Origin of the sequence: Streptomyces sp. DSM 41931 (genome assembly GCF_050271085.1) — a bacterium.
Taxonomy (GTDB): Bacteria; Actinomycetota; Actinomycetes; order Streptomycetales; family Streptomycetaceae; genus Streptomyces; species Streptomyces albogriseolus.
Genome location: NZ_CP189902.1, coordinates 6333128 through 6345312, shown reverse-complemented (window position 1 = coordinate 6345312; position 12185 = coordinate 6333128). Strand labels below are relative to the sequence as shown.

The 12185-nt window shown below is 71.8% G+C and carries 12 protein-coding genes, 1 tRNA gene and 1 pseudogene; 7 read left to right on the top strand and 7 right to left on the bottom strand.

The window, feature by feature from the left end:
* Nucleotides 1-107: 107 nt before the first annotated feature.
* Nucleotides 108-1520 carry a diacylglycerol/lipid kinase family protein gene (locus ACP7TJ_RS29020; protein WP_189909509.1) on the top strand — a complete coding sequence of 471 codons (1413 nt, stop codon included), beginning with the start codon at nucleotides 108-110 and terminating at the stop codon, nucleotides 1518-1520.
* Between the two features lie 10 nt (nucleotides 1521-1530).
* On the opposite strand, the gene ACP7TJ_RS29015 is transcribed toward ACP7TJ_RS29020, so the two are convergent.
* Both ACP7TJ_RS29015 and ACP7TJ_RS29010 read right to left on the bottom strand, forming a co-directional pair.
* Nucleotides 1531-2304, bottom strand: a complete 774-nt coding sequence (locus ACP7TJ_RS29015; protein WP_167744455.1) for a sulfite exporter TauE/SafE family protein — start codon at nucleotides 2302-2304, stop codon at nucleotides 1531-1533.
* A 78-nt stretch (nucleotides 2305-2382) separates the two neighbouring features.
* Entirely contained in the window at nucleotides 2383-3570 is a 1188-nt protein-coding gene (locus ACP7TJ_RS29010; RefSeq protein ID WP_093767326.1) for a thiolase family protein, read from the bottom strand.
* 274 nt (nucleotides 3571-3844) lie between these two features.
* Here ACP7TJ_RS29010 and ACP7TJ_RS29005 point away from each other — a divergent pair, with 274 nt between their 5' ends.
* The 5 genes and pseudogenes from ACP7TJ_RS29005 (at nucleotide 3845) to ACP7TJ_RS28985 (ending at nucleotide 6882) form a co-directional block, all read left to right on the top strand.
* Nucleotides 3845-4327 (top strand): Dps family protein, encoded by a 483-nt coding sequence (locus ACP7TJ_RS29005; protein ID WP_093767325.1) that lies wholly within the window; start codon nucleotides 3845-3847, stop codon nucleotides 4325-4327.
* A gap of 48 nt (nucleotides 4328-4375) precedes the next feature.
* Nucleotides 4376-4708: a DUF3140 domain-containing protein gene (locus tag ACP7TJ_RS29000; protein ID WP_167744454.1), complete on the top strand. Its 333-nt coding sequence runs from the start codon at nucleotides 4376-4378 to the stop codon at nucleotides 4706-4708.
* Between the two features lie 2 nt (nucleotides 4709-4710).
* A pseudogene (locus ACP7TJ_RS28995) lies at nucleotides 4711-5372 on the top strand (endonuclease).
* A 138-nt stretch (nucleotides 5373-5510) separates the two neighbouring features.
* On the top strand, nucleotides 5511-6323 hold the full coding sequence (locus ACP7TJ_RS28990; protein WP_167744453.1) for an SAM-dependent methyltransferase: 813 nt from the start codon (nucleotides 5511-5513) through the stop codon (nucleotides 6321-6323).
* A gap of 31 nt (nucleotides 6324-6354) precedes the next feature.
* Entirely contained in the window at nucleotides 6355-6882 is a 528-nt protein-coding gene (locus ACP7TJ_RS28985; RefSeq protein ID WP_006130344.1) for an NUDIX hydrolase family protein, read from the top strand.
* Between the two features lie 53 nt (nucleotides 6883-6935).
* Here the strand turns inward: ACP7TJ_RS28985 and ACP7TJ_RS28980 are convergent, their stop codons facing one another.
* Genes ACP7TJ_RS28980 through ACP7TJ_RS28965 form a run of 4 tightly spaced genes read right to left on the bottom strand, consistent with a single transcriptional unit; the run spans nucleotide 6936 to nucleotide 11191 of the window.
* Nucleotides 6936-8114, bottom strand: coding sequence for an ABC transporter ATP-binding protein (locus ACP7TJ_RS28980; protein WP_189909513.1), 1179 nt, complete (start codon nucleotides 8112-8114; stop codon nucleotides 6936-6938).
* Nucleotides 8115-8139: 25 nt separating this feature from the next.
* The gene (locus ACP7TJ_RS28975) at nucleotides 8140-8973 is read right to left on the bottom strand and encodes a carbohydrate ABC transporter permease (RefSeq protein WP_093767322.1); all 834 of its coding nucleotides are present in this window, start codon (nucleotides 8971-8973) and stop codon (nucleotides 8140-8142) included.
* Nucleotides 8973-9902, bottom strand: coding sequence for a carbohydrate ABC transporter permease (locus ACP7TJ_RS28970; RefSeq protein ID WP_427766480.1), 930 nt, complete (start codon nucleotides 9900-9902; stop codon nucleotides 8973-8975). The genes ACP7TJ_RS28975 and ACP7TJ_RS28970 overlap by 1 nt, the downstream gene beginning before the upstream one ends.
* The gene (locus ACP7TJ_RS28965) at nucleotides 9899-11191 is read right to left on the bottom strand and encodes an ABC transporter substrate-binding protein (protein WP_313896851.1); all 1293 of its coding nucleotides are present in this window, start codon (nucleotides 11189-11191) and stop codon (nucleotides 9899-9901) included. The genes ACP7TJ_RS28970 and ACP7TJ_RS28965 overlap by 4 nt, the downstream gene beginning before the upstream one ends.
* A 199-nt stretch (nucleotides 11192-11390) precedes the next feature.
* On the opposite strand from ACP7TJ_RS28965, the gene ACP7TJ_RS28960 reads away from it, so the two are divergent.
* Nucleotides 11391-11996, top strand: coding sequence for a dihydrofolate reductase family protein (locus ACP7TJ_RS28960; protein WP_427766478.1), 606 nt, complete (start codon nucleotides 11391-11393; stop codon nucleotides 11994-11996).
* Between the two features lie 86 nt (nucleotides 11997-12082).
* On the opposite strand, the gene ACP7TJ_RS28955 is transcribed toward ACP7TJ_RS28960, so the two are convergent.
* A tRNA-Pro gene (locus ACP7TJ_RS28955) sits at nucleotides 12083-12156 on the bottom strand.
* Nucleotides 12157-12185 lie beyond the last annotated feature (29 nt).

Below are 12185 nucleotides of genomic sequence, written 5' to 3'. Positions count from 1 at the left end.
CGGCGAGCGGGCATGGCGTCCGGCGGCGGCCCGTCCGCCGCTGATCACCATCGGCCCGCACACCTGTGCCGTTCGCCCTACGATGACGCCGGGCGACCTAAGGAGTCATGGCCGTGGACTGGAGCAGGCGGGGCTACCACGCCCAGCGGTGGGCGGCGCGGGGGGCCTTGCTCGCGGCGGCGCTCGCCGTGGCGACCCCCCTCGTCTACGGCGGGCTGCGCGGACTGCTGCTCCTGGTGCTGGGGGTGGCCGGGCTGGGGCTCAGCGCGGCGGCCGTGTGGTGGACGCTGACCTTGCGCGGGCCGCTGCGGTGGGGCGCCGCGCTGGTCGCCGTGTGCGTGCCGGCGGGGCTGCTGGCGCTGTTCGCGGTGACGCTGTTCTGGGCGCTGCTGGTGTCGCTGGGGCTGTGGGGCCTGGCGGTGTGGACCGGCAGGTACGCGCTGCGCGGGACGGGCGGGCACGCCCCGATGCGGGAGCGGCGGCTGCCGCCGCCCCGGAAGCCGGTGCTGATCATGAATCCGCGGTCGGGCGGCGGCAAGGTGGGCCGGTTCCGGCTGCGGGAGAAGGCGGAGCGGCTGGGCGCGCGGGTGGTGCTGCTGGAGCCGGGACAGCAGCACGACGTGACCGAGCTGGCCCGGCGTGCCGTCGCCGACGGCGCGGACCTGCTGGGCGCGGCGGGCGGCGACGGCACCCAGGCGCTGGTCGCGGCCGTGGCCGCCGAGCACGACGTCCCGTTCCTGGTGATCAGCGCGGGCACCCGCAACCACTTCGCGCTGGACCTCGGCCTGGACCGGGGGAATCCGGCGGCGTGCCTGGACGCGCTGACGGACGGGGTGGAGCTCCGGGTCGATCTGGGCTTCGCCGGGGAGCAGCCGTTCGTGAACAACGCGTCGTTCGGCGCGTACGCGGCGATCGTGCAGAGTCCCGCGTACCGCGACGACAAGATCGGCACGAGTCTGGAGATGCTGCCGGACCTGCTCACCGGGCAGCAGGGGCCCCGGCTGGTCGCCCGCGTCGGCGACACCACGCTGACCGCGCCGCAGGCGATGCTGGTCAGCAACAACCCGTACCGCACCGGTGACCCGTTCGGGCTCGGGCGGCGCGAGCGGCTGGACTCGGGGACGCTGGGCGTCCTCGGGGTGAGGGTGGAGGGCGCGTTCAGCGCGGCCGCGCTGCTGCTGAACCCGGACCCGGCGGGGCTGACGGTGCTGACCGCGCCGGAGGTGGTCATCGAGGCGGACCGGGACGAGATCGAGGCGGGCGTCGACGGCGAGGCGATGGTGCTGCCCGCGCCGGTCCGCTGCCGCATCGCACCGGGCGTCCTGCGCGTCCGCGTCCCGCGCAAACGCCCCGGCGTCGCCCCCGGCCCGCCCCGCCTGGACTGGCGCCGTCTCCGCAAACTCGCCGCGACGGTGGGCCGCACGGCGGCCCCCAGCCACCTCCACCTGCCCCACCGCAAGCCGCGGCGGCTCGACGACCACCGGGAGACGACACCCCCGGGCGGCCCGCCCGGCCCCTGAGCCCGCACGGTCAGCGCAGCAGCAGCTGCAGTCCCCCCGCCACCGTCGCCGCGATGACCAGGTGCTCGAAGAGCCGTTGGTCGATCCGTGTCACCGCCCACTTGCCGAGGAACGCGCCCGGCACCACGAACAGCACCAGGGCCGCGTCCAGCAGCAGGGAGTCCGCGTCGATCAGGCCGAGGCCCGCGCTGAAGGGCAGCTTGGACGTGTTGACGATGAGGAAGAAGAACGCCGACGTGCCCAGGAAGCCCAGCTTCCGGAAGCCCGCGGAGAGCAGGTACAGCGACATCACCGGGCCGCCCGCGTTGGCGACCATGGTGGTGAAGCCGCCGAGGACGCCGTAGGAGCGGGCCTTGATGCGGCCGGCCCGGGTGACCACCCCGTCGGGCTCCTCCTCGGCGTCGGCGCGGCGCCGGCGCCACACCGTCACCCCGGCCATGAGCAGCAGGATGGCCCCGATCGAGGTCCGTACGATCCCGTCGTCCGCCCACATGAGGAAGACCGTGCCGACGGCCACGCCCGCCGCGACGGCGGGGAACAGCCGCCACAGGGTGGGCCAGTGGGCGTGCCGCCGGTAGGTCAGCACGGCGAGGACGTCCCCGGCGATCAGGATGGGCAGCAGGACGCCCGTGGACGCGCGGGCGGGCAGGACGGCGGCGAACACGGCGAGACTCACCGTGTTCGCGCCGCTGACGGCGGTCTTGGAGAACCCGACGAGCAGGGCCGCGAAGGCCAGCGCGGCGAATTCCCAGCCGGTGAGGTCCCAGAGGGTCATGGTGTTCATGCGGCGACCGATGCTACGTGCGGGCATCGGCCGCCGGTAAGGCGCGTCCCGTCCGATGGCCGCCGGGGCGGCCGCCGGTCAGTGGCGTTCGACCAGCACCGCGCTGCCCTGACCCACGCCCACGCACATGGTGGCGAGGCCCCTTTCGGCGCCGGTGCGGCGCATCCGGTGCAGCAGGGTGGTGAGGATGCGGGCGCCGGAGCAGCCCAACGGGTGGCCGAGGGCGATGGCGCCGCCGTCGGCGTTCACCCGCTCCGGGTCGATGCCCAGCTGGTCCACGCAAGCCAGGGCCTGGGCGGCGAACGCCTCGTTGAACTCGGCCTCCTGGACGTCGCCGACGTCCCAGCCGGCGCGGGCGAGCACCTTGCGGGTGGCCGGGACGGGGCCGATGCCCATGACGTCCGGGTGGACGCCCGCCGAGCCGCCGGCGACGTAGCGGCCGAGCGACTCCAGGCCCAGGTCGTTCAGGGCCTCCTCGCTGACCAGGATGAGCCCGGCGGCGCCGTCGTTCATCGGGGAGGCGTTGCCCGCGGTGACCGAGCCGCCCGCGCGGAACACCGGCTTGAGCCGGCCGAGCTTCTCCAGGGAGGTGTCCTCGCGGACGCACTCGTCGGCGTCGACGACCACGCCGTCCGGGCGGGTCACGGGCAGCAGTTCGTCGTCGAAGTGGCCGCTCTTGCGGGCCTCGGCGGCGCGCCGGTGACTGCGCAGGGCGAACTCGTCCTGACGCTCGCGCGAGATGCCGTACCGTCCGGCGACCTCCTCCGCCGTCTCGCCCATCGCCAGCAGGCCGTGCAGCTCCTTCATCGCCGGGTTGACGAGCCGCCAGCCGAGCCGCGTGTCGTACGTCTCGATGCGGTGCGGGAGGGCCTCGTCGGGGCGGGGCAGCACGAAGGGGGCGCGGCTCATGGACTCGGAGCCGCCGGCGATCACGATGTCGGCCTCGCCGGCCGCGATGGTGCGGGCGGCGGTGGTGACGGCCTCCAGGCCCGAGGCGCAGAGGCGGTTGACGGTGGCGCCGGGGACGGACTCGGGGAGGCCGGCGAGCAGGGCGGCCATCCGGGCGACATTGCGGTTGTCCTCGCCGGCCTGGTTGGCGGCGCCCCAGTAGACGTCGTCGACGCGGGCCGGGTCCAGCGCGGGCACATCGGCGACCAGGCCGCGGATCACCGCGGCGGCCAGGTCGTCGGGCCGTACGCCGGAGAGGGCTCCGCGCAGTTTGCCGATGGGGGTGCGGCGGGCGGCCGCGAAGTGGACGGGACGCAACGCAAACTCCTGATCCGGAAGCCGACGGCCGGGCTGCCGATCGGCGGCTCACTTAATTAGCACCGCTAGTTTCGGACTATAGACCGCCCCACCCCTCCCGGGGAAGATCCTGGAGGTCACGGCCGGTCCCGCCCTACCGCCGGCCGGGTTTGTCCCGAAGGGCCGGGGGCACCCGCGCCTTCACGGAGTGGTCGCGGAGCGCGGCCCGCGCCGGCATCGCCCGCGGGCCCCGCCCTCGCGCCACGAGCGCATCGACTGGGAGGAACACCACTTCATGACCGTCGTGAGGAGCACGCTTCCGGACGAGGCCCGCCGGATCTCCAGCGAGGCCCTCCAGGAGACCCTGATCGACCTGCTCGGACTGTCCCTGATCGGCAAGCAGGCGCACTGGAACGTCGTGGGGCCGCGGTTCCGCTCGGTCCACCTGCAACTGGACGAGGTGGTCTCGGCCGCGCGCACGCACGCGGACACGGTGGCGGAGCGCGCCGCGGCCATCGGCGTGCCGCCGGACGGCCGCCCGGAGACGATCGCCAAGGTCTTCTCCCTGCCGGCGCCCGCGGAGGGCTGGCTGCGCGACGCGCAGGCCGTCGAGGTGATGACCGACGCCCTCGGCGCGGCGATCACGCGGCTGCGCGAGCGCATCGACGCCACCGAGAAGGCCGACCTGGTCACGCAGGACCTGCTGATCTCCATCACCGCCGACCTGGAGAAGCAGCGCTGGATGTTCGAGGCGGAGAACCACCCCCGGGAGTCCTGAGGACCCTGGACGCACGACGCACGACGCACACGGACGAAGGGGCACACGATGACCGACGCCCTCGAGATGGACGCGCTGTGGGAGGACTTCCACCGCGCGGTGAACATGACGTCGGCGGAGCTGGCCGCCTGGCTGCGGGTCGGTGACTCCGGCGAGACGACGGAGCCGCTGCCGGACCGGGCGGGCAGCGAGACGGGACAGCACGTCCTGGCCATCCTCCAGAAGCGCCGCACCGACCTCACCGAGGCCGACCTGCGCGTCATGGAGGAGGTCGTGGACGCCGTCTCCGAGGAGACGGACCCGGAGAACGAGCCGGTGGCCGGGGACACCGCCCGCCGCCACCGTCTGATGACCCTGGGCCACGACCCGCTCAAGGCGTGACCGTGGCCGGCCGCGTCGACGAACGGGCCGTGGTGCGCGTCCTCGTCGACGCGCACGGCGAGACGTACGCGCAGGAGGCGGGCATCGCCCTGCGGAACACGCCGCAGCCGCTGTACCGGCTGCTGGTGCTGGCCCACCTGCTCAGCGCGCGCATCCGCGGCCCGGTCGCCGTGGCCACCGCGCGTGCCCTCCACGAGGCGGGGCTGCGCGACCCCCGCAGGATGGCCGACTCGAACTGGCAGGAGCGGGTCGACGCCCTCGGCCGGGGCGGCTACCGGCGCTACGACGAGCGCACCGCGACCCAGCTCGGCCAGGCGGCCGAGCTGTTGCTGGACCGCTGGGGCGGCGACCTGCGCCGGCTGCGCGCGGAGGCGGACGGCGACGTGGACCGACTGCGCCGTCTGCTCCAGGAGTTCCCCGGCATGGGTCCGTCCGGCGCGGCCATCTTCCTGCGTGAGGTACAGGCGGTGTGGCCCGAGGCGGCCCCGCTGGTGGACGCCAAGGCGCTCCAGGGCGCGCGGCGGCTCGGACTGCCGGAGGACCCGGACCGGCTGCTCGGCCTCGCGGGCCGGACGGAACCGGCCGTGCTGTCCTCGCGCTGGTGCGCGCGGCGCTCGACAAGGAGGTCGCCGAGGACACCCTGCGCAGAGCGGAGTCCCGCTGACCCTCGCTCAGCTTCCTTTCGGGTCGCCCCTGTTCACGGGGCGACCCGGTCCGTTCCCGGGACAAGGTGATCACCGCGATGCACAATGGCCGGGTCGGCCCGTGCGGGCAGGACGCGGGCGAGGGAGAGGGAGAGACCGTGAGTGAGAGCCACACCCCGACGAGCGGCTCGGCGAGGCTGAACACCGGTGTGGCGCACAACGCGCGCGTGTGGAACTACTGGATCGGCGGCAAGGACAACTACGAGGTCGACCAGCAGGTCGGGGACCAGGTCGCGTCGATCATCCCGGTCATCCGGGACATCGCCCGCGCGGACCGGGACTTCCTGGGCCGCGCGGTGACGTATCTGACCCGCGAGCGCGGGGTGCGGCAGTTCCTCGACATCGGCACGGGACTGCCGACGGCGGACAACACCCACGAGATCGCGCAGCGCATCGCGCCGGACGCGCGGATCGTCTACGTCGACAACGACCCGATCGTCCTCGTCCACGCCCGGACCCTGCTGACCGGCACGCCCGAGGGCGCCACCGACTACATCGACGCCGATGTGCACGACCCGGGCGCCATCGTGGAGCGGGCGTCCGCGACGCTGGACTTCTCCCGGCCGGTCGCGGTGATGCTGCTCGGCATCCTCAACTTCGTGCTGGACACGGAGAAGGCCCGGGAGATCGTGCGCCGGATCATGGCGGAGGTGCCCTCGGGCAGCTTCCTGGCGCTCACCCACCCCACGTTCGACCCCGAGGTGGGCGGGGAACTCCAGGTTCCGGCGATGGAGTTCTGGAACGCGAACGCCACTCCCCCGATCACCGCCCGCAGCGCGGCGGACATCACCGCGTTCTTCGACGGACTGGAGCTGGTCGAGCCCGGTCTGGTCTCCTGCGCCCAGTGGCATGCCGCACCCGGCGCCACCGAGGTGGTGCCGCAGTACGGCGCGGTGGCCGTCAAGCCCTGACCCCCGAAAGTATGATCAAGCAATGTCTGACATGACCGAGACCACGCCGGGCTGGCTGTCCTCCGACGACCTGGAGCAGGCACGCGCCCAGATGCCGATCCTGTACGTCGAGGCCGTCCCCGTGCGTGTGGACGACAGTGGTGAGGTCACCAGTGTCGGTCTGCTGCTGCGCATCGGGCCCGACGGGACGGTCAGCCGGACCCTGGTCTCCGGCCGGGTGCTGCACCACGAGCGGGTGCGCGACGCGCTGCTGCGTCATCTGGAGAAGGACCTCGGCCCGGTGGCCCTGCCCCGGGTCCCGGCGTCGTTGCAGCCGTTCACGGTCGCGGAGTACTTCCCCACCCAGGGCATCACCCCGTTCCACGACCCCCGGCAGCATGCGGTGTCGCTGGCGTACATCGTGCCGGTGACCGGTGACTGCCGGCCCCGTCAGGACGCGTTGGACCTGGTGTGGTTCACCCCGCAGGAGGCCGTGTCGCGGGCGGTGCAGAGCGAGATGCCGGGCGGGCACGGGGTGCTGCTGAAGCAGGCGCTTGCGCACGCGGGCTGCGTGATCTGACGCGGGACGCCGTCCGGACCGCTGCGTGAGAACGCGGTCCGGACGGCTCGGTGTCAGCTCCCCGGGTGGGTGAGGTTGGTGCCGTTCGACGGGTCGAAGACGTGCGCCTTGCCGAGGTCGACCCGCAGCTCGATCGGCTGCCCCTCACGGGCGCGGGTCGCCGCGTCCAGCCGGGCCACGATCTGCTGGTCTCCGCCCGCGCCGGTGTCGGCCAGGCCCGAGTCCGAGGCCAGTTCCTCCAGTTCGGCGGTGCTCACCGGGCCGCCCTCGGCGGTGAAGTGGACGTAGGCGTCGGAGCCCAGCGACTCCAGCACGTCCACCGTGACGGTGACGGCCGGGCCGCCGGTGTCGCGGGCCAGGCTCGCGTCCTCGAACGCCTCGGGCCGCAGCCCCACGATGACCTCGCGGGGCGCGTCCCGCCGCTCCAGCTCGCGGCGCATGCGGTCGTCCAGCGGCAGGTCGCCGAGCGGGGTGCGCAGGGTGTCCGGGGTCAGGGACGCCTGGACGAAGTTCATCGCCGGGGAGCCGATGAAGCCGGCGACGAACAGGTTGCGCGGCATGTCGTAGAGCTCGGCGGGGGTGCCGACCTGCTGGACCACGCCCTGGCGCATCACCACGACCCGGTCGCCGAGGGTCATGGCCTCGGTCTGGTCGTGGGTGACGTACACGGTGGTGGTGCCCAGGCGGCGCTGGATGCGGGAGATCTGGGTGCGCATCTGCACGCGCAGCTTGGCGTCCAGGTTGGACAGGGGTTCGTCCATGAGGAACGCCTTGGGGTCGCGGACGATGGCCCGGCCCATCGCGACCCGCTGGCGCTGACCGCCGGAGAGGTTGGCCGGCTTGCGGTCCAGGAACTCGACGAGGTCGAGCACCCGGGCGGCCTCCTCCACCTTGCGGTCGACGGTGGCCTTGTCGACCTTGGCCAGCCGCAGCGGGAAGCCCATGTTCTCCCGCACGCTCATGTGCGGGTAGAGGGCGTAGCTCTGGAACACCATGGCCACGTCCCGCTCCTTGGGCGCGAGGTCGTTGACGACCTGCCCGCCGATGCGCAGGGTGCCCTCGGTGATGTCCTCCAGGCCCGCGATCATGTTGAGGGTGGTCGACTTGCCGCACCCGGACGGGCCGACCAGGATCACGAACTCGCCGTCGGCGATGTCGAGGTCCACGTCCCGCACGGCGAGGGATCCGTCGGGATAGCGCTTGGTGACTCCCTCGAGGACGATCTCGGCCATGGGTGCTGCCTCCTTGCCTTCGGGCTCATCCCTTGACCGCGCCGGAGGTCAGGCCCGCGACGATCCGCCGCTGGAAGAGCAGGACGAAGATGATGATCGGGACGGTGATCACCACGGCGGCCGCGGCGATCGATCCGGTGGGCTGCTGGAACTGCGAGCTGCCGGTGAAGAACGCGATCGCGGCGGGCACCGTGCGCGCGGACTCGGTGGAGGTCAGCGAGATCGCGAAGAGGAAGTCGTTCCAGCAGAAGATGAACACGAGGATGGCGGTGGTGAACACGCCCGGCGCGGCGAGCGGCACGATGACCATCCGGAACGCCTGCGCGGGCGTCGCCCCGTCCACCTTGGCGGCCTTCTCCAGGTCCCAGGGGATCTCCCGGAAGAACGCCGACAGCGTGTAGATCGCCAGCGGCAGCGAGAAGGTCATGTACGGGATGATCAGCCCCGGCCAGGTGTCGAAGATGCCGATGCTCCGCTCGATGTTGAACAGCGGGGACACCAGGGAGATCGGCGGGAACATGGCGATGAGCAGCGACATCCCGATGAGCACCTGCTTGCCGGGGAACCGCAGCCGGGCGACCGCGTAGGCGGCCATGGTGCCGAGGAGGACGGCGATCACCGTGGCGATGAGCGCGATGCCGATGGAGTTGATCAGGGCCCGGGTGAACTCGGAGGTGCGGAAGATGCCCTTGTAGTTCTCCCAGGTCCAGTCGGTGGGGATGTAGCTGCCGTCGGTGAGGGTGCTGGGGTCCTTGAACGACAGGGCGACGATCCACCACACCGGGAAGAGGGCGTACAGCACCACCACGACGTTGACGACGGCCCATCGCGTCGCGTGCGACCTGCCGACGGCGGCCATCAGCGCTTCACCTCCGCGCCCGGTGCGGCGGCGCCGAACAGCTTGACGAAGGTGAAGGCGATGATCCCGACGCAGAGGAAGATCAGGACCGAGATCGCCGATCCGATGCCCAGGTTCAGCGCGGTGAACAGGTTGTCGTAGCCGAGGATGGACAGCGATCCGGTGCCGTGGGCGCCGGCGGTCAGGACGTAGATGTTGTCGAAGATCCGGAAGGCGTCCAGGGTGCGGAAGAGCAGGGCGACCAGGATCGCCGGTTTCATCAGCGGCAGCATCACCTTGGTGAACCGCTGCCAGGGGGTGGCTCCGTCGACCATCGCGGCTCTCAGCGTCTCCTCGGGGACCAGGGCGAGGCCGGCGAGCAGCAACAGCGCCATGAAGGGGGTGGTCTTCCACACCTCGGCCAGGATGATCAGCCACAGCGCGGGCCACTGCTCGGTGAGCGGGGCCTCCCCGCTGGGCAGCAGCCCGGCGAGATAGCCGAGTTCGGGGGTCCAGGCGTACTGCCAGGAGAAGGCGGCGACGACGGTGACGATGCCGTACGGGATGAGGACGGCGGTGCGGACCGTGCCGCGCGCGAAGAGCGTGCGGTGCATGACCAGGGCGAGGCCCATGCCGAGGACCAGTTCGATCGCCACGGACACCACGGTCAGGAACAGCGTCACCCAGAAGGCGTCCCACCAGAACGGGGAGGTCAGCACCGCCCCGTAGTTGCTGAGGCCGGTGAACTCGGCGCGGTCGGGGAAGCGCAGGTCGTAGCGCTGGAGAGACAGGTAGACCGCGTAGCAGATGGGGTAGGCGGTCACGGCGAGCATGACGATCACGGCCGGCGCGCACAGCAGCCAGCCGAGCCGCCGTTCCTGCCGGGCGCCGGCCGACAGCGCCTTCGTGTCCCGCGCTTCGTCCTTCGCCGGCTCTGCCATGGTGCTCACGGAATCACACCCTCGGATCGCAGGGCCTTGTCGATCTGTTCCCTGATGGTGGAGACGTCGCTGTCCGGCCGGATGCCGGAGGGCGGGGACAGGGTGTGCGAGACGGCGATCGACACGTTCTGGTAGGCGGGGGTGAGCGGCCGTACGCTCGCCGACTCCAGGGAGGCCAGGACCTCCTTGGAGAAGGGGTACTCCTTCATGAACTCCGGCTCGTCGTACAGGGAGCGCAGGGTGGGCGGCAGTCCGCCCTTGAGCGCCGCGCCCAGCTGGTTCTCCCGGTCGCGCAGGCACAGGGCCGCGTCGAAGGCCAGGTCGGGGTGGCGGGAGTAGGCGCTGACGGCGAGGTCGATGCCGCCGATGGTGGGGCGGGAGGGACGGTCGGCGTCCACGCGGGGGTAGACCGCCCAGCGGAAGTCCTTGAAGAGCGTGGGGTTGTTGCTCCTCATCGACGGATAGACGAACGGGTAGTTGATCTCGAAGGCGGCGACCCCCGACTCCATCGCGAGCCGGTTCTGGTCCTCCATCTGGTTGGGCAGGGAGGGGTCGGCGGCCGGGGAGCGGGCGAGGTCCCGCATGATCGAGGCGGCCCGCACGGCGGGCGGGCCGAGGGACGGCTCGGTGGCGCTCGGGTTGAGAATGGAGCCGCCGGCGCTGTTGACCAGGGAGTTGAACCAGACTGTGAGGCCCTCGTACTGGGCGCCCTGGATCTCGACGTAGTGCGGTTTGCCCCGCCGGGCCAGGTCGCGGGACATGTCCAGCATCTCCGCCCAGGTCGTGGGCGGCTTCGGCACGAGGTCCCTGCGGTACCAGAGCAGCTGGATGTTGGTGTTGTACGGGACGGCGTAGAGCTTGCCCTTCCAGGTCGCCGTCTGGAGTGGCACGTCGAGGGTGCCCTCGGTGGCCCGGCGTTTGTTCTCGCCGGTCCACTCCTTGATCCAGCGGGCCTCGGCGAACTCGGCGGCCCAGGTGACGTCCAGGCCCAGGATGTCGAGGGAGTCGTCCTCGGCGGCGAGCCGGCGCACCATCTGCTGCCGCTGGCCGTCGGCCGCGCGGGGCAGCTTGTTGTACTCGATCCGGTAACGCCCCCCGGACTCCCGGCTGCACCGGTCGGCGGCCTCCTGGAGGGCGCCGGAGTCGTCGGGGAAGTTGTACCAGTTGAGGGTGGGGCGGGAGCCGTCGTCGTCACCGCCGCAGGCGGCGAGCGTCGAGGCGAGCACGGTCAGGGCGAGCAGCGCCCGCGCGCGCCGCGACCTCCTGTGACGTCCGCACCTCGCGTGCAATCGCTCCACACCTCGCTTCCGGGACGGCGGCACGGGCGTCGGAACCCGCGACGGTGTCTCCCGCCGGAACGTTAGATAGCCATGAAAGCGACATCAAGGACATATGCGGACGATTCTTATCTCTCCCGGATCTCATCTCTCCCCGGACCGATGAGTTCCCGGCCTCCACCCGGTCCGCACTCGTGACACCTCAGGAAAGGGCAACGCCATGTCGGAGCTTCTCGTCGATTTCATCACCTCCCTCGACGGTTATGCGTCAGCGGAGGGATGGCCCGGGTTCTGGGGCCTGGAAGGCCCGGAGTACCTCGCCTGGCTCGGCGAGCAGCCCGAGGTCACCTACCTCATGGGAGCGAACACCTACCGTCTGATGTCGGGCTTCGCCGCGGGCGACGTCCCGGCCGGCCAGAACGAGTTCAGGCCCGAGGAGCAGGAGTCCGTCGACGAGCTCACACGGGCGCCCAAGGTGGTGTTCTCCTCCTCGCTCGAGGAGCCGCCGAAGTGGGCGAACTGCACGCTCGTCCGCGACGACGCCGTGGAGACGGTCCGCGCCATGAAGGCGGGCGGATCGGGGCTCCTGAGCACGATCGGCAGCGTCAGCCTGTCCCGGTCCCTGCTGCGGGCCGGTCTCGTCGACCGCTTCCGGGTCGTGATGTTCCCCGTGATCACCGGGGCCACGGGCGCGGAACGCATCTACGACGGCTATCCGGACGTGGCCCTCGAGATGACCGGGAGCCGTACCTTCGACGGCCGTATCCAGCTGGTCGAGTACACGCCCCGCGTGCTGGAGCACCCGCCCCTCGGCGCCCCCGCCTGACATCGTCCCGTCCGCCGGGACGGACATGCGTCAGGGCCGGTTCCGGATGGCCTCCGGAACCGGCCCTGATCACGACGTGCGTCACGTCGGGACGACAGGATTTGAACCTGCGACCCCTTGACCCCCAGTCAAGTGCGCTACCAAGCTGCGCCACGTCCCGTTGCCCGCCTGACCTGGGGATTCCCCCCG

Coding starts and splice junctions, on each gene's coding strand:
- ACP7TJ_RS29015 (WP_167744455.1), bottom strand. CDS start 2,304: ATGAACACCATGACCCTCTGGGACCTCACCGGCTGGGAATTCGCCGCG.
- ACP7TJ_RS28985 (WP_006130344.1), top strand. CDS start 6,355: ATGACCGAGACCACGCCGGGCTGGCTGTCCTCCGACGACCTGGAGCAG.
- ACP7TJ_RS28975 (WP_093767322.1), bottom strand. CDS start 8,973: ATGGCCGCCGTCGGCAGGTCGCACGCGACGCGATGGGCCGTCGTCAAC.
- ACP7TJ_RS28960 (WP_427766478.1), top strand. CDS start 11,391: ATGTCGGAGCTTCTCGTCGATTTCATCACCTCCCTCGACGGTTATGCG.
- ACP7TJ_RS29000 (WP_167744454.1), top strand. CDS start 4,376: ATGACCGACGCCCTCGAGATGGACGCGCTGTGGGAGGACTTCCACCGC.
- ACP7TJ_RS29005 (WP_093767325.1), top strand. CDS start 3,845: ATGACCGTCGTGAGGAGCACGCTTCCGGACGAGGCCCGCCGGATCTCC.
- ACP7TJ_RS28980 (WP_189909513.1), bottom strand. CDS start 8,114: ATGGCCGAGATCGTCCTCGAGGGAGTCACCAAGCGCTATCCCGACGGA.
- ACP7TJ_RS29020 (WP_189909509.1), top strand. CDS start 108: ATGGCCGTGGACTGGAGCAGGCGGGGCTACCACGCCCAGCGGTGGGCG.